Genomic DNA, 15497 nt, shown 5'->3' with positions numbered 1-15497 from the left:
GCCTATGGTGACGCGATTCGAATGGCGCACTTCACTGTGCGCCGCCGACTTCCCGGCAGCAGCCTATGAAACGCTGCGCCTGCGAGTGACGGATCACACGCCGTTCAACAACCTTGGCTGGTTGTGTGCGGCTGAGCAGGCACTTGGCGAGGGTGAGCATCTGCACATTCTGCTGGGTTGGGAAGCGGAGGAGTTGCGTCTGTGCTTGCCGCTCGTGGCGAGTCGCGAGCGCTTTTTCGGCGTACCGCTTCGAGTGTTGCATCACTTGGGCTATCCGCTGGCCGATCGGCTGGCATTGCTCTCTTTGCTCGGCAGCGAAGACATGCGCGAGGCCTTGCTGTTGATCCGCCAACGCCTGCCCCACGCGTTGCTGCAACTCAACGAATTGTCCGAGCCCGCCGGTGAAGAAAGTGCCCTCACCGAGTGGATGGCCCACAGCTCCACCGGTGAGCGACGGCTGAGCTGTCGGGTGCCAGTGCATCTGATCAGCGAGGCGGATCATCAGGAAGTCTCCGGCGATCCACGCTACAAACTGCGTCGGGCGCGCAAGCGGATTGCCGCCTGCGGTGCCGAGGTGCGGCGGATCATTCCGGATGCGATTTCGATGGGGCCACTGCTGCAGCTGATCAGAGAAGTCGAAGCGGTGAGCTGGAAAGGTGACGAAGGCGTCGGCATTTTCGCCAGCGAACACAGCCGCCAATTGATCGAGCGCGCGTTCACCGCGCTCGCCGACCAAGGCCTAGTGCGGGTGGTGACGCTGGAGTTGAACGGGCGTTGCATCAGCTACCGGCTCGGGCTGCTCGAACGGGGTCGGCTCTACGATTACAACCTCGCGTTCCTGCCGCAATACGCTGATCTGGGCAGCGGTCGGGTGTTGCTGGAAGAGTGGATTCGCTGGGGCCTGGACGATCACTGGCGCTGGATCGATGCCTCGCGGGTGAGCCTGAAAAACTCCAGCCATCAACTCCATGAGCGCATGACCGGGCAACTGGAACACTGGCGCTGGAGCTTCTATTCCTGGCGGCCCAGTGGTCTCGCACTCGGCCTGGCGTTGCGCGTATGGCAGCGGTTCAAACCTGCACTGCAGCAGTGGCGAGCCAAGCGCGCAGACAAACCTGCAACCGTCGTCAAACCTGTCGCGATCACCAAGGAGGGCGAACCAAATGCCGCGCCAAGTCATAGTCAACGCTGACGATTTCGGCCTCAGCCCGAACGAAAACGCGGTGATCTTCGCCGCGTTTCAGGCCGGGGTCATCAGCTCCGCCACCGCCATGGCCACCATGCCGGCGTTCGAAGCGGCCTGTGCCATGGCTCGGCATCCGTCGCTTGAGGGCCGGGTCGGGCTGCACTTCAACCTGACTTACGGGCGGCCGTTGAGCCAGGCGATTCTGGCTCGTCGCACGTTCTGCGATGGTTATGGTGTGTTCGACCTCAGCCTGCCGCGCCATCGCTTGTGGCTTTGCCGTGAGGATCGCGACGCGGTGCGTGAGGAGTTGCAGGCGCAGTGGCAGCGCTGTGTCGATCACGGTGTGCGCCCGAGCCACATCGACTCGCATCAGCACGTTCACAACATCTGGCCGATTGGCGAGATCGTCGCGCGCTTCGCTGCGCAGCAAGGTGTGCCGATTCGGCTGGCGCGCAATCTGGGGCAAAACCTCAGCCTGCCCAAACGCGTGTTCAAAGGTCTGCTCAATTGGCGTTTGCAAGGTTTGGCCGGGGCCACTGCCGACTACGTCTGCACGCCGGTGGACCTGCGTAACGACAGTGCGCCGACCGACGGTGTGCTGGAAATCGTCGCCCATCCGACTCAGCTTGGGTCGGATTTCGGCGATGCCTATCTCCCCACTGATGAGTCCCTGAGCCGCGTGCTAGAGCGGCAGCTGAAGGGCGTTCCACGGGTTTCCTACGCAGATCTGAACAAGGAGTTTGTGCGTGGTGCCACGGCACTCGATTGACTTACATACCCTGCAATACTTTCCAGGATGGCACTTTTAAATGAAATTGAAGGCTTGATCTATACCCACAAAAGCACCATCCACAGCACCCTGGCTTCGGCCACGGAGGACATCATGAGCGTCATCGAAAAACTACAAGAACGCATCCGTCAAAAAGGCCTCGGCCGCACCTTCGGCACGATGTGGAAACGCTACGTGTTCTTCCATTGGGAACTGCTGTGGATGGAGCGAGACCTGGTCAGCCCGGTGCCGCCGCACAAGCTGCGCCCTTACGACGGCCTGCGCAAAGTCGACATCACCCCGGAAAATGCCGGGGCGTTCGGCAAACACTTTGGTGACCGCGTGGAGACCATGGCGGAGCTCGCCGCCGAGGGGCACACCGGGCACATGTACCTCGATGCGGACGGTCATGCCGTAGGGTTTATCTGGGGCAGTATTCGCGACTATCACGACCGCCACTATTACGGCTGCATGTTTCCGGTAAAACCCGGCGAGTTCTTCGAGTTTGGCGGCGAAATGATCCGTGCCTATTTCGGTAGCAGCCTGTCGGTGGACGTGCAAGTCGCCCTCTGGGAAGCCATGGCGGCCCAGGGCTGCAACAAGGTCGTGGACGTTTGCGAAACCCACAATATCCCGGCGCTGAAACTGCACATCCGCATGGGCTACCAGGAACAGGGGCGCATCACTCACGTCTACTGCCTGTTCGGCCGCTGGAAATTCTTCCGTGAAACACGCTACGAAGGCTCGCGGCTGGAGCCATTGCGCAAACCGGGGCGGCCGGTGGTGAGCGCGGCGGCGCAGACTTGAGCCAATCCACAAATGTATGGCGGCATTGATGCCGCCATCGCTGGCAAGCCAGCGATGAGGCCTGTAGCCGCGCTGATGAATCTCAGACTTTGGTGGCAACCAAGGTGAAACACATCGGTAACTGCGCCTCCCGGTTCAGATACCGGTCATACAATTCCTCCCGATTCGAATGCGCATATTCCTTGAAGTGCGCGATGTTCAGCCCTGCCCCGATGGCGCCGCTGAAGATTGCGCCGAGGTTATGCACGAACCAGTAGGACTTCGCCGCCTGCTGCTCGACCTTGCCGACATAGACAATCGGCTCTTCCTGCACGAACGGCTCGGCGCGGAAGTACGAGCTGGCGAGGCGATACGGATCCTCGGCGTCCGGATCGACCATTTCCAGAAACGGGTGGGTTTCGTAGATCACCAGTTTTCCACCCGGTTTCAGGGTCGACGCAACGTGACGGAAGAATTCGCCGATGTCGGGCATCCAGTTGAGTACACCGATGGTGATCAGCGCCACGTCGAAGCGGTTGTGCAGCAATGCCGGTAGGTGATGGATATCGCTTTCGATGAATTCGGCGTTGTGCGCTGAGCGGCTGTTCAGCTCACGGGCCTGATCGAGAAAAGCGCTCGACTGATCCACCCCCACGACACTGCGCGCACCCAGTGCGAACAGCGAAAGACTCTCGCGACCGTTGTTGCAGCCCAGTTGAATCACATCTTTACCGTCGACACCGACCTCTTCCAGCAACCCGCGCAGCGTGTCATCGAGGCAGGAGAAATCTGCCTGTGCGACGTCGCTCAGCAGCGCCTGCCAGTCAGGCGAATCCTGATGATGGCGGGCGGAATCGTTCCACGCCTGTCGATTGCTTTCGATGGCGTTTTTATTGTTCGGCACTTCCATGGCGCACTCCGGACGATGCTCGTGATTGAGCGGTCGGAGTCTAGATCAGGCTGTCAGGTGTAATTGTCGAAAACTTGTAAGCGACGCTCCTACAAAACAGGCGCTTTTCGCCCACAAGTGTCGACGAATTATCCAGGACCGATAGAAGACTTGGCCGACTGCTTATCTGTATCTACTTGGATACAGTCAGTAATGAGGTGCAGTCATCGTTCTACTGGCCGGAGGCGACAAATCCTCACAAAGCGCAGACATCCGGCGCGCAAAAAAAATGGCAAGGGAGGTTTAACCATGAGCCAGACTTTGACGAATTTCGACATGGCGACATTGTTGGACAGTGACGAGGCCATCAGCGAATACCTGTCCCAGGTTCTTGCAGATGGCGATAACGAGGAGTTTCTTCGAGCAATAGGTTATGTGCTCAGAGCCCGCGGAATGACGCAGATAGCCAAAGACGCAGGCATGGGTCGTGAAAGTCTGTACAAGGCGTTCGCGCCAGGCGCAAAGCCGCGCTTCGACACCGTATTGAAGGTCATCCATGCCCTTGGCATTGACCTTTGTGCACAACCGGGGCATTTGATCAATCACTCGACATCTTGAGCTCGTGGATGGCAGAGGCAGCTATAGTTAATAGCCTTGGGGAAAACCGCACTCGCAGGTGCCGCCATGCAAATGCTCAATCGGCTGTTGTTGACCGTCTGTCTGCTCGCCGCCACTTCGGTGCAAGCGCTGGACAGCAATTTCGTTTACTACGGGCCGAACCAGCCCTTCGCCCACCCTGCCCCGTATTCGCTGAACGCCACGCCTCCGCGGCCCTTTGATGACACGGCGCCGCAGGATTTCGTGATCATTCCCGACCGCCGCGTGTTCTCCGACTCGCAACTGCCGACGGTGGCGGATGCGACAGTGCGGGTGTTTATCCGCACGTACGATGCCGAGCGCGGGATTTATGTGAATGACGAGGTGCTCGACCCGAGTTGTGTGCTGGAGTGCCTGAGCCGCCAAGTGCAACACTAATCCACTGTGGGTTCACCACTGGCGTTTGTCCGGGCGCGCGAGGCCGAGCTTTTCGATGCGGTAACGCAGCATGTCGCGGCTCAGGCCCAGCAAACGCGCGGATTTGGTGACGTTCCAGTCGGTCTTGTCGAGCATCTTGCGCACCATGTCGCGCTCGACTTCCGGCAGGTTCATCGACTCGGTATTACTCGCTGGACGTGGTTCGTAATGCGTGGGCACTTCGTGCAGGTGCAGCGGTGGTTCGTCGACCAGGCTCATGCACACGTTCAACTGATGCGCGGCGATGGTGTCGCTCGGCGCCAGCAGCACGGTTTGCTCAAGCATGTTGCGCAATTCGCGCACGTTTCCCGGCCAGGTGTAACTGAGCAGCAGCTCTTCGGCCTGCTGGCTGAAATGCAGGTTCGGTTTGCCGTAGCGTTTGCCGTGGCTGGCGAGGAAGTGCCGGGCCAGCATCAGGATGTCTTCACCTCGGGCATACAGGCGCGGCACCTTGATCGAAATGATCCGCAAGCGGAAAAACAGATCGCGACGGAATTTGCCCTGCTGGACCATTTGCTCAAGGTTGCAGTTGGTCGCGCTGATCACCCGCAGGTTGACCTTGCGCTCCTTCACCGCACCGACCCGGCGAATCGTCCGGTCCTCCAGCAACTTCAACAGCTTGGCCTGCAACAGCAGATCCATTTCCCCGACTTCGTCGAGAAACAATGTCCCGCCGTCAGCGGCTTCCACTAACCCCACGCGACGATCCTTGGCGTCGGTGAACGCGCCCTTTTCGTGGCCGAACAGTTCCGACTCGACCAGATTCGACGGGATCGACGCACAGTTGAATTCAATGAACGGGCCTTTGCTGCGTGGGCCGTCGAAGTGCAGCGCGCGGGCCACCAGTTCCTTGCCGGTGCCGGTTTCGCCCTCCACCAGCACGGGCGGCAAATCGGTGTTGGCCATGCGCCGTTCGGCATCGAGCAACTGGCCGATGGTGTTCTTCAGGTACTGCATTGGCGCCGACTCGCCGATCAGCGCCTGTATTCCGGATTTCTGCGCCTCGCGTTCCTGATAGAACGACAGCGTGCGCTCCATGCGCTCGGTGGCCAGGGCCTTGTCGAGCAGCAGTTTGAGCTCCGGCAGCGCAACCGGTTTGGTGACGTAATGAAAGGCGCCCTCCTTCATGGCCACCACGGCATCGTCGACGTTGCCATAGCCGGTCATCATGATCACTTTCAGATCCGGCGCGCTGATGCGCAGCTTCTGGATCAAGTCGTGCCCACTCATGCCCGGCAGCGAGTTGTCGGTCAGCACGATGTCCGGCATGAAGCTGCCCAATTGCTCCAGCGCGTCTTCGGCCGAATGGCAAACCGTCACCTCGAAGTCTTTGCGCTCCAGGTAGGTCTGAATATTTTCGGCCAACAGTTCATCATCCTCGACCAGCAGAATGCTGTGCTCCATATTCCCCTCCCGATGCCACTTTGAAGTTGAGACTGACGCGGGTTCCTTCCTGCTCTTTGCTGGTCAAGACGACCGAGCCCTGAAAACGCTCCATGATTCTTTTGACCAACGCCAGACCAACCCCGAGGCCGCCCTGCTTGGTGGTGAAAAACGGTTTGAACACCAACAGTTGCTGTTGCGCACTCATGCCCTTGCCGGTGTCGCTGAGGGTCATGCGCACGCTGTCGGCCTGCGGTGTTTCGAATTCGACGCTGAGCACACCGCCCTTGGGCATGGCTTCCAGAGCGTTGGCAAACAGGCTATTGAGTATTTGCGTGAGCAGCACCCGCTGACTGACCACTGGCGGGCAAGGTTGCGGACTGAAACGCACCTCGACTCCATTGCGTTTGATCAGCGCGTCGAAGGCGCCAAGGGTGTCTTCGACCGCCAGAACCAGATCCACTGCCTCGCCTTCCTCGCCCATCGGCCGCAGCGACACCAGCAACTCACGCACCCAGCGCGACATGCGATCGACCTGGCTGATGATGTCTCCGATATTGCGCTGCGCGCCCTCGCTGGCGACTTCCTGCGCCAGTTCGGCGCTGGAGCGGATGGTCGCCAGCGGATTGCGCAGGCTGTGGGCCACGGCCGAGGACATCTCGCCCAGCGCGACAAAGGTTTCATTGCTGATCAACTGTTGCTGCTGGCTCTGCAGCAACTGCGCCGCCCGGCGGACGATCCAGAACAGCGCGAGAAAGATCACCGCGCCCCCGAAAAGCGTTGCCGCCCAGATCGAGGCGAAGCCACGGTCGATCCGGGCGACCAGATCCGCCGGCTCCTTGTAGACCTCGACCATGGCGATGACTTTGCTTTTATCGGCGTTGAACATCGGGATGTAGTTTTCGATGAACAGGTATTTCGGTTCGCGCAGCAGCCGCTGCTCCGGACGCTCATCATCGATCTTGTGATAGCTCGACGACACCGGCACTTTCATCTCGAATGACTCGTCAAGTTCGTCGTCATCGTCGATGTGTACACCGATCAGCTCCGGATTGGTTGACCAGATCACCGTGCGATCCAGCGCATAAACCGTGGCCAGCAAAATGTCCGGCAAGTGTTTGACGTGATCGAGAAACTCGATGCGGGCGGAGACATGCGCGGCCGGATCGACATCGGGATAGCTGTTGTCCTGGCGCGGATCAAGCATTTCGCCCATGGTCCTGGCCGAAGTGATCTTGGCATGACGCATTTCTGCCTCGCCGATTGCCTGGACGAATTGCGCGGTCAACAGCGCATCGCGCTCGACACTTTCAGTGACCACAAACCGCGTGGAGATGTAGGCCAGCCCCACCGCCACGGCGGCGATGATGAAAAAACTCGCGAGCGAGAACCAGCGCAACAGATTGAACTGAGTCCGCCAGCCTTTGCCTGCTGCGGCCGATGCCACCGGCGCAGGGATATTTTGTGCTTCCAGTCGCTGCATGAGAGTGCCCTGGAGATTTGTATCGAGCCGGTCATAGCAATCAGTGTAGGTGGCTATGACAGCGACACATGGTTCAATGATGCTATTTCGCCGCTATTGCATACGACTCACCTTCGCGGCGGGATCGCCCGGTTTTACTCGCGTCAATGCGCAGTCAACAGTCGATGATCGCCTGCGCGAACGCCTCGTCCAGACGCCGGTCGGACATCGGGATTCGGGCATGATCAGTGTCGAATTGAGGCCAGCTATCGCTGAGGTCACGCATAGTTATGTCCATCACCAGCCTCTTCATCAGGAAGGGGTGATGGTGTTTTGCAACTACTGCGCCAGAATATTATTTCCAGCTTTAACAGGTAGTTATGCGTGTTGTGAGTTGCCCCACCCCACCGTGACCGGGGTTTGGCACCCACTATTGGGGAAAGTCAGCAAACCTCGCGGTTATGGCACCCGCTGGAACGCCAGACGCACCGTGGTCCCCTCGCCTTCACGGCTATCCAGGGTCACGCCGCCACCAAAGCGTTCCATGATGCGCTTGACCAGCACAAGGCCCACACCAAGACCACCGGACTTGGTCGTGAAAAACGGCCGGAAGGCCATGCTGCGCTGTTCTTCGTTCATGCCTTTGCCGGTGTCGCTGAGTACTACGCAGACTCCCCGGTCGCCGCTCGGTTCGAGGCTGACGGTCAATGTGCCGCCCTTGTCCATGGCCTCCAGCGCGTTGGCCAACAGGCTGTTGAGGATCTGCGTCAGTTGCACCGGCTGGCTCAACACCATGGGCGTACTTTGCGGCTGAAACACCACTTGCACGCTGGCCCTGGCGATCTGTTGCTCGAACGCGACGAGGCTTTCGTACAGCGCCGCCACTAGATTCACCGGTTCCGGGTCATCGTTGAGCGGGCGCAGCGACTGCAGCAACTCGCGCACCCACTTCGAAATGCGGTCGACCTGACCGATGATGTCGTTGATGTTCTTCTGCGCGGGGCCGGCGTCGAACTCCAGCGCCAGTTCGGCACTGGAGCGGATGGTCGCCAGCGGATTGCGCAGACTGTGCGCCACGGCTGAAGACATCTCGCCCAGTGCGACAAAGGTTTCATTGGCAATCAATTGTCTCTGCTGCGCCGCAAGCAGAATGGCCGCGCGCCGCACGATCCAGTACAGCCCCAGATAAATCAGCCCGCCGCCCAGCGCGGTGGCCAGCCAGATCAGCGTCAGCCCGCGTTCGATACGGGCAATCAGGTCTTTGGGCTCCTTGTAGATCTCGACCATCGCCGTAACGTTTTTGCCGTCGGCGTCGAACAGCGGAATGTAGTTTTCAATAAACATGTAGTCCGGTGGGGTGACGAATTTCTGCTCCTCACGCTCCTTGTCGACGTTGTGATAACTGGCCGACACCGGAATCTTTTCATTGAAGGCGCGATCGAGGTCTTCGTCGGAATGAATGCGCGTGCCTGTCAGCGCCGGGTTCGTCGACCAGACCACCAGCCGATCCGGTGCGTAGATGTTGGCCAGGATCACGTCTGGCAGGTTTTCGATGTGATCAAGAAACTCAGCGCGTGCATCTGCCCGGGCCTTCGGATCGATATCGGCAAAATCCTTGTCCAGGCGCGGGTCGAGCAGTTCGCCCATCGTTCGCACATTGGGAATCGAGACATGCCGAACTTCAGCCGAAGCGATGGCCTGAATGAATTGCGCCGTCAGCAAGGCATCGCGCTGCACGCTTTCGTCGATCACAAAGCGTGTCGACACCATACCGAGCGCCACGGCCACAGTGCCGATCACGGCCATGCTGATCAGCGAAAACCAGCGCAACAGGTTGAACGGCAGCGTGCGCGAGCTCAACCGTAGATTGCGGTCCTCGACTGGAAGCGATTTCGACTGCATGTTCATGGCGGCGACTTCCGGAAACTTCCCTATAGGGTTATAGCCCACGGTTGGGGCTTTGCCCGGATGCGGGGGGTGCGCAGATTCCCTGATCACTGCAAACCCTTGTGGGAGCTGGCTTGCCAGCGATTGCGGTGAGTCAGTCGACATCTTCGTTACGGGAATTCTGCTATCGCTGGCAAGCCAGCTCCCTCAGGTTCTTCATCCGACGCATATCCCCAGCCACACCCAATCCTGGGGGCTGACGCCCTTTCCCCAGTGACTGCAGACCTCATCTTCCCAACCCTGCAACCCCTCTATCACGGCCCTCTGCGACCTGTTCGCCACACCTTGGCATGGAAGGTGTACAGGCCCTCTGCAACTGACCCATCCCTAAGGGGCAGGTACTTCGATAGAGGGATTAACTCATGCACCCTTTACTGTCCAAAACCGCGACCGTCCTGGTCGTGAGCGCCCTGGCCCAGGGCATTGCCCAGGCCGCTTTGTTCGCTGTTGATCCGGGTCCGTACATACCGGCCAACGGCGGTTTCGCCAGTTGGTATCAGGACACCCACGGCCGCACCCTGGATCTGTGCCTGTCCAAAGCGCTCAGCTCGCGAGTGCCCAGCGCTCCCGGCGCGCCTTCGTACATGTGCACACTGCTGCCAACCCCCGGCGTGTTCGACGACGCACAGCCGATTGTCTTCCCGACCAACTTCCCCGATGAATCGTTCTGGTTCACCGGCGAAACCACCATCGTCGATGCCGCACGCGGGATCGACCTCGGTTTCGTCAGTGCGATCGAAGCCGCGTTCGCTGCCGAAGAACCGGTGGAAGGTGATCAGGTCAGCTTTGCGCGGATCCGTATCCGCGTCGATGTACCGACCGCCGGCACCTACGTGATCACCCACCCGTACGGCGTCGACGTGTTCAACATCGACACCCCCGGCCGGCGCGCGATCAACATGACCCGCGACATCGGCATCGGTATACCGCAAACCTACGACGGCGCGCTCAAGGGTGACATTGGCCCGTTCCTGCGCAGCGTCAATGGGCCCTACACCGAGACCAACCCGGTGACGGGCGCCGCCGAGCAGTTTGTCGGTGACCCGAACCTCAACGAAGCGGTCACCGGTAGTCCGTTCAACACCAACTACGTGCGGATCGAAGGCCCTAACGGCCTCGACCTGCGCAGCACGTTGTTTGCGATCTCCGGCAAATTGTCGACCGTAGTCCGGCCAACGCCAATGATCACCGAGCGCAGCACCTACTCGCGCAAAGCAGGCGACAGCGCACCCGTGGCCCAGCAGGACGTGTTTGTGAAAGCTCCGCCCGCGCCGGGCACCGTGGCCGTCACCAGCAGCACCCCGGTGCTGAACATGACCGAAGCCAACTCAACCGGTGCCTGGTACGCGCAATCGGCAGTCAACCCGACCTTGCCGACCACCCTGCAAGTGACCGCCGACAACCACTTGGCCATCGCCAGCAGCACGCCAACCACCCTGCCCATGACCCTGACCGACCTGGTGGTGATCCAGCGCGCCGAGTACAGCCTCAGCTCCGGGCAATTGACGTTGGTCGCCTCGACCAGTGACGAGACCTCGCCGCCGGTGCTCACCGCCAGCTCCTTCAGTGGTGCCGCCATTGGCGCCCTGAGCGGCGACGGCGCGGTGAAAACCCTGGCCACCGGGATCTCGCCGATACCACCGGCCAAGGTTCGGGTGACGTCGTCCAACGGCGGCAGCGATACCGAAGAAGTGGTCATCGTGCAATGAACGCTCACATGCCCAGATCCGTATCAGGAGGCATCATGAACAAGTGGCCACGCTTTGCGCTCAACGCGCTCGGGCTTGCTCTCTCGCTGACCGGCAGTGCCTATGCGCAACTCGCCGCCGTCGACCCCGGCCCCTACACCTTCGCCACCGGGAAATTCCCGATGTGGTATCAGGACAACAATTTGCTGTCGATGGAACTCTGCCAGTCGCGCGCCGCCAGTTCGCGAGTGCCTGTCAGCACACCACCGGCCTACATGTGTATTTTGCTGGCCGAGCCTGGGATCTATGACGATGCCCAGCCGATGATCTTCCCCGATAACTGGCCACCGGAATCGTTTTGGTTCCTGGCAGAAACCACCATTCCGCAAGTCGGGAACAGTGGTTATGAACTGGAAGCCTACGTGGCCGCGATGGAAGCGGCGTTCGCGTCGGAGAACCCGATCGATGGCGATCAGGCGAGCTTTGCGCGGATCCGCATTCGGGTCTCGGTACCCACCGCCGGCACCTATACCATCACCCACCCCTACGGCGTGGAAACGGTCAATGTCACCACCCCGGGTCGGCGGGCGATCAACATCACCCGCGACATCGGCATCGGTGCCCCGGGCAATTTCAGTGGTGCGTTGAATGGGGCTATCGGCCCGTTCCTGCGCAGCGTCAACGGGCCTTATACCGAGGTGAACCCGGACACCGGCGCCACCGAAACCTTCGTTGGCGACCCGAACCTCACCGAGGCGGTGACCGGCAGCCCGTTCGACACCAACTTCGTGCGCATCACCGGTCCCGCCGGCACGATCCAGTCCAATATCTTCAGTCTGTCCGGCAAGGTGCTCGACAACCGTCAGCAAACTCAGGTGGAAATCGACCGCGCCACCTATCACCGCACTGCCGCTGGCGTGCGTGCCGAAGTGTTTGCCAAGGCTGACAGCAGCTCGGCGCTGTGCTTCCGGGAAACCGTGGCATTGCTCCCCGGCCCGCCGCCGACGCCTTGTCAGACCAGTCTGCTGGGTGACAACAACGGCCTGTTCTTCGGTCAGCGCCTGGGCACCGGCGCCGTCCCACCGGTCGTGGTGGTGACCGCCACCAACCCTACCGGTACCACGCGACCTACGGCCGTGTCGGCCAAACTCACCGACGTGGTGAAAGTGCAGACCGCGCGCTACAGCTGGAGCAATCACAGCCTTTTGATCGAGGCCACCTCGACCGATGAAGTGGCCGTGCCGGACATGGTCGCGCAGGGCTACGGACGTCTGTCGAAAACCGGCACCCTGCAACGCATCACCATCGCCGACCTGACCCAGCCACCGGCTACCGTAACGGTCAAATCCGCCGCCGGTGGCAGCGACACCGAGGCTGTTGTGGTGGTCGGCACCGCGCCGAACACCGGTGAGAACCAACCACCGATCGCCAATACCGACGCCGGCAGCACCAGTTTCGGCGTGCCGATCACCCTCAGCCTGCTGACCAACGACAGCGATCCCGACGGCGACACGCCGTTGAGTATCACCGCGTTGACCCAACCGGCTGCCGGCCAAGGCACCGTCGCCCTCAGCGGCTCCACCGCTGTGGTCTACACCCCGCCAGCCGTGGTGAATGCGCCACTGACCACGACCTTCACCTACAAGGCACAAGACGTCAAAGGTCTGGCCTCGACGGCTCCGGCCACCGTGACCATCACCGTAGCGCCTAACCGGGCACCGACTGCGGTCGCCGACAGCGTCGCGACACTGGGCGTGGCGATCCCGATCAACGTCCTGGCCAACGACACCGATCCGGAAGGCAACGTGCCGCTGGGCGTCGCCAGCCTGACCCAACCGGCCGCCGGCCGCGGCACGGTCAGCACCGACGGCACAGTGATCACCTACACCCCACCGGCCACCGTGACCACGGCGTTCACCACCACCTTCACCTACATCGCCCGGGACAGCTTCGGCGCCCAGTCGACGTCGGCCACGGTGACGGTGCAAGTCTCGCCACGGCCAGCGGCGGAAACCTTCGCGGTCACCGCCTCGACGGTGCAGGCACGCTCCGGTGGACGCTTCAACTGGGACTTCACCGGCACGTCCTCGGTGACCACCGGCAACACCATCACCGTGCAGGTCACCACCCCGACCGGGCTGGTCACCTTGGGCACGACGACGGTGCCGCTGACCGGTCGCTGGCGGTTGACGCTGAACAACACGACGGTGGTGCCATCGGCCAACCCGACCGCAACCATCCGCTCGTCCCAGGGCACCGTGCGCACGGTGTCGGTGAACACGCTTTGAACCTGCGCCCCACCCACTTTCGGGTGGGTGGGGCCTGGCTTCAAGCGCTTATTGCCCAAGAGGTTTTCCGCCATGAACACGCCGACCGCCGCCCTGCTTTGCCTGCTCCTGCTGTGCAGCAGTGCAGGGGTGCGTGCCGACGACCTGATGGAAAACGATGACCTGGCGCCCTCCAGCGCCGACCTCGGCGAGCTGCCACCCCCCGTGGGCCAGCAAGCCCTGATCGAGCAGATCGGCCAGGCCAACCTCGCGCTGCTGCAACAAAACGGTCAGTCGCTGCTTGGGCGGATCGTGCAGTCGGGCAGCAATCAAGAAGCTTACATCCTGCAACAGGGCAGCGACCTCATGGCTTTGATCACCCAGAACGGTTCCGGCAACGCCGCGTCGATCACCCAGAACGGCAGCCACAACCGCGCGCAGATTTCGCAAAACGGCAACAACAACGACGCCAGCATCGAGCAGGCCGGCGCGGGGCTGCAAAGCGCCGTGACCCAGTCGGGCAACGGCATGAGCGTTTCGGTCAAGCAATATCGCTAAAGCACTGCACTCATCGGAGAGTTAATCATGTTCAAACTGACGCCCCTCACCGCCGCCCTACTGGTCATGATCAGTGCCCAGGCCATGGCCGACGACAGCCTGTCCACCCAGAACCAGGCCGGTACTGCCAACATCGCCGATGTGAAGCAGACCCAGGCCCCGTTCAGCACCGCCACCCAGACCCAACTGGGCCAAGGCAACAACGCCGCCGCCCTGCAAGACAACGCCACTAGCGTGATCACCCAAGACGCGGTCGGTGACTACAACGCCGGTTACGCCGAGCAACTGTTCGAAAACAACAGTGTCATCACCCAGCAGCAAGCCGGCGCGTTCAACACCAGCCACGCCAGCCAGTCGCTGGGCTTCGGCGCCGGCAACCAGGCCCTGCAACAACAGCAAGGCACCGGCAACTTCTCGTTCGTCTATCAAGACTCGCAGAACGGCAGCGAAGCCAAAACCTTCCAATACGGCGACGGCAACGAAGCCAACATCGAGCAACTCTACGAAGGCACCGGCAACAGTTCGGTGATCACCCAGTACGGCACCGCCAACTACGGCACCGCCGAACAGGTCACCCACAACGGCGGGCAGATCGGCATCAACCAGGCTGGCGAAGGCAACTACGCCTATGGCGACCAGCGCGACGGCACCGGCGGCAACATCACCATCAACCAGTTCGGCAACCTCAACGGCACCGAGATCTGGCAAGACGCACAACTCGCCAGCCAGGCCACCGTCAACCAGTACGGCGACAGCAACGAAACCGTGGTCGATCAAAGCTTCGGCGAAAACAACACCGCCGCCGTCACCCAGGTCGGCAACACCAACGCCATCTATGCCGACCAGTTCGAGTCGGTCAACTCGACCCTGGCGCTGTACCAGGTCGGCAACGGCAACGTGCACTACACCTACCAAAGCGGCGACAGCCACGTCCTCAACGCCACCTCCGTGGGCAACGACAACAAGGTCTACGCCAGCAACTGGAAAGGCCCGCAAACCGGCGGCCAATTCGGCAGCAACCAGCGCGCCAACATCACCCAGGCCGGCACTGGCAACATCGCCAACTTCACCCAGGATGGCGTCGGCCAGATCATGACCACCAGCCAGACCGGCACTGGCAACAAAACCACGGTCAAACAGGCTGACTCCTACAACGAGCTGTACTTTGATCAGAACGGCAGCGACAACATCCTGATCTCCGATCAGCGCGGCACTAACAACCTGATCCAGGGCTCGTCGAACGGCACCGGCAACAGTGCTGAGTTTGATCAATCCGGGACTGGCAACCAGGCGTACACCGCGCAGCTGTATGGCAGCGACAACATGATCACGGTCAAACAGGCTGACACCATGAACGTGGCGTATGTAACCCAGGGCGGGACTGGGAACATTGCCAATGTCGATCAGAGCGGGATGACGCAGACGGCGAATATTCAGCAGTTCGGGTCGGCTAACCAGGCGAGTGTTTTGCAGCAGTAAGGGTTGGTT

14 protein-coding genes and 1 pseudogene are annotated in these 15497 nt (G+C 60.9%); 10 read left to right on the top strand and 5 right to left on the bottom strand.

The annotated features are described in order from the left end of the window. The first annotated feature begins 4 nt into the window (after window positions 1-4). The 3 genes from IAI51_RS02430 (at window position 5) to IAI51_RS02420 (ending at window position 2762) form a co-directional block, all read left to right on the top strand. Window positions 5-1192 carry a GNAT family N-acetyltransferase gene (locus IAI51_RS02430; protein ID WP_187677031.1) on the top strand — a complete coding sequence of 396 codons (1188 nt, stop codon included), beginning with the start codon at window positions 5-7 and terminating at the stop codon, window positions 1190-1192. Next, entirely contained in the window at window positions 1164-1955 is a 792-nt protein-coding gene (locus tag IAI51_RS02425; protein ID WP_187677030.1) for a ChbG/HpnK family deacetylase, read from the top strand. Before IAI51_RS02430 ends, IAI51_RS02425 begins: the two co-directional genes overlap by 29 nt. Window positions 1956-2069: 114 nt before the next feature. After that, on the top strand, window positions 2070-2762 hold the full coding sequence (locus IAI51_RS02420; RefSeq protein WP_187677029.1) for a GNAT family N-acetyltransferase: 693 nt from the start codon (window positions 2070-2072) through the stop codon (window positions 2760-2762). Window positions 2763-2844: 82 nt separating this feature from the next. Here IAI51_RS02420 and IAI51_RS02415 read toward each other — a convergent pair whose 3' ends face one another. Then, complete coding sequence (locus tag IAI51_RS02415) at window positions 2845-3651, bottom strand: class I SAM-dependent methyltransferase (RefSeq protein WP_187677028.1); 807 nt, start codon at window positions 3649-3651, stop codon at window positions 2845-2847. 196 nt (window positions 3652-3847) lie between these two features. On the opposite strand from IAI51_RS02415, the pseudogene IAI51_RS28110 reads away from it, so the two are divergent. The 3 genes and pseudogenes from IAI51_RS28110 to IAI51_RS02405 form a co-directional block, all read left to right on the top strand. Next, window positions 3848-3937: pseudogene (locus IAI51_RS28110) on the top strand (type II toxin-antitoxin system RelE/ParE family toxin); the annotation flags it as partial. 2 nt (window positions 3938-3939) lie between these two features. Then, the gene (locus IAI51_RS02410; RefSeq protein WP_187677027.1) at window positions 3940-4248 is read left to right on the top strand and encodes an addiction module antidote protein; all 309 of its coding nucleotides are present in this window, start codon (window positions 3940-3942) and stop codon (window positions 4246-4248) included. 66 nt (window positions 4249-4314) lie between these two features. After that, window positions 4315-4665 (top strand): hypothetical protein, encoded by a 351-nt coding sequence (locus IAI51_RS02405; protein WP_187677026.1) that lies wholly within the window; start codon window positions 4315-4317, stop codon window positions 4663-4665. Between the two features lie 12 nt (window positions 4666-4677). On the opposite strand, the gene IAI51_RS02400 is transcribed toward IAI51_RS02405, so the two are convergent. The 4 genes from IAI51_RS02400 to IAI51_RS02390 all read right to left on the bottom strand — a co-directional run bounded on the left by IAI51_RS02400 (window position 4678) and on the right by IAI51_RS02390 (window position 9457). After that, window positions 4678-6108 (bottom strand): sigma-54-dependent transcriptional regulator, encoded by a 1431-nt coding sequence (locus IAI51_RS02400; protein ID WP_187677025.1) that lies wholly within the window; start codon window positions 6106-6108, stop codon window positions 4678-4680. Further along, window positions 6077-7570: a sensor histidine kinase gene (locus tag IAI51_RS02395; protein ID WP_187677024.1), complete on the bottom strand. Its 1494-nt coding sequence runs from the start codon at window positions 7568-7570 to the stop codon at window positions 6077-6079. Before IAI51_RS02395 ends, IAI51_RS02400 begins: the two co-directional genes overlap by 32 nt. A gap of 154 nt (window positions 7571-7724) precedes the next feature. Continuing rightward, window positions 7725-7847, bottom strand: coding sequence for a hypothetical protein (locus tag IAI51_RS27865; protein ID WP_262410280.1), 123 nt, complete (start codon window positions 7845-7847; stop codon window positions 7725-7727). 161 nt (window positions 7848-8008) lie between these two features. Next, window positions 8009-9457, bottom strand: a complete 1449-nt coding sequence (locus tag IAI51_RS02390) for an ATP-binding protein (RefSeq protein ID WP_187677023.1) — start codon at window positions 9455-9457, stop codon at window positions 8009-8011. Between the two features lie 401 nt (window positions 9458-9858). Here IAI51_RS02390 and IAI51_RS02385 point away from each other — a divergent pair, with 401 nt between their 5' ends. The 4 genes from IAI51_RS02385 to IAI51_RS02370 all read left to right on the top strand — a co-directional run bounded on the left by IAI51_RS02385 (window position 9859) and on the right by IAI51_RS02370 (window position 15488). Next, complete coding sequence (locus IAI51_RS02385; RefSeq protein WP_187677022.1) at window positions 9859-11205, top strand: hypothetical protein; 1347 nt, start codon at window positions 9859-9861, stop codon at window positions 11203-11205. Window positions 11206-11240: 35 nt separating this feature from the next. After that, window positions 11241-13472, top strand: coding sequence for an Ig-like domain-containing protein (locus IAI51_RS02380; RefSeq protein WP_187677021.1), 2232 nt, complete (start codon window positions 11241-11243; stop codon window positions 13470-13472). A gap of 72 nt (window positions 13473-13544) precedes the next feature. Next, on the top strand, window positions 13545-14009 hold the full coding sequence (locus IAI51_RS02375; RefSeq protein ID WP_187677020.1) for a curlin: 465 nt from the start codon (window positions 13545-13547) through the stop codon (window positions 14007-14009). Window positions 14010-14036: 27 nt separating this feature from the next. Further along, window positions 14037-15488: a curlin gene (locus IAI51_RS02370; RefSeq protein WP_187677019.1), complete on the top strand. Its 1452-nt coding sequence runs from the start codon at window positions 14037-14039 to the stop codon at window positions 15486-15488. The last annotated feature ends 9 nt before the right edge of the window (window positions 15489-15497 follow it).

The sequence above is a fragment of the Pseudomonas sp. N40(2020) genome (assembly GCF_014472415.1).
In the GTDB taxonomy this organism is placed as follows: Bacteria; Pseudomonadota; Gammaproteobacteria; order Pseudomonadales; family Pseudomonadaceae; genus Aquipseudomonas.
Note: the sequence above shows the minus strand (reverse complement) of the source record. Positions and strands in the feature narration are given on the sequence as shown.

Coding starts and splice junctions, on each gene's coding strand:
- IAI51_RS02390 (WP_187677023.1), bottom strand. CDS start 9,457: ATGAACATGCAGTCGAAATCGCTTCCAGTCGAGGACCGCAATCTACGG.
- IAI51_RS02430 (WP_187677031.1), top strand. CDS start 5: ATGGTGACGCGATTCGAATGGCGCACTTCACTGTGCGCCGCCGACTTC.
- IAI51_RS02395 (WP_187677024.1), bottom strand. CDS start 7,570: ATGCAGCGACTGGAAGCACAAAATATCCCTGCGCCGGTGGCATCGGCC.
- IAI51_RS02405 (WP_187677026.1), top strand. CDS start 4,315: ATGCAAATGCTCAATCGGCTGTTGTTGACCGTCTGTCTGCTCGCCGCC.
- IAI51_RS02425 (WP_187677030.1), top strand. CDS start 1,164: ATGCCGCGCCAAGTCATAGTCAACGCTGACGATTTCGGCCTCAGCCCG.
- IAI51_RS02380 (WP_187677021.1), top strand. CDS start 11,241: ATGAACAAGTGGCCACGCTTTGCGCTCAACGCGCTCGGGCTTGCTCTC.
- IAI51_RS02375 (WP_187677020.1), top strand. CDS start 13,545: ATGAACACGCCGACCGCCGCCCTGCTTTGCCTGCTCCTGCTGTGCAGC.
- IAI51_RS02385 (WP_187677022.1), top strand. CDS start 9,859: ATGCACCCTTTACTGTCCAAAACCGCGACCGTCCTGGTCGTGAGCGCC.
- IAI51_RS02370 (WP_187677019.1), top strand. CDS start 14,037: ATGTTCAAACTGACGCCCCTCACCGCCGCCCTACTGGTCATGATCAGT.
- IAI51_RS27865 (WP_262410280.1), bottom strand. CDS start 7,847: ATGGACATAACTATGCGTGACCTCAGCGATAGCTGGCCTCAATTCGAC.
- IAI51_RS02420 (WP_187677029.1), top strand. CDS start 2,070: ATGAGCGTCATCGAAAAACTACAAGAACGCATCCGTCAAAAAGGCCTC.
- IAI51_RS02415 (WP_187677028.1), bottom strand. CDS start 3,651: ATGGAAGTGCCGAACAATAAAAACGCCATCGAAAGCAATCGACAGGCG.
- IAI51_RS02410 (WP_187677027.1), top strand. CDS start 3,940: ATGAGCCAGACTTTGACGAATTTCGACATGGCGACATTGTTGGACAGT.
- IAI51_RS02400 (WP_187677025.1), bottom strand. CDS start 6,108: ATGGAGCACAGCATTCTGCTGGTCGAGGATGATGAACTGTTGGCCGAA.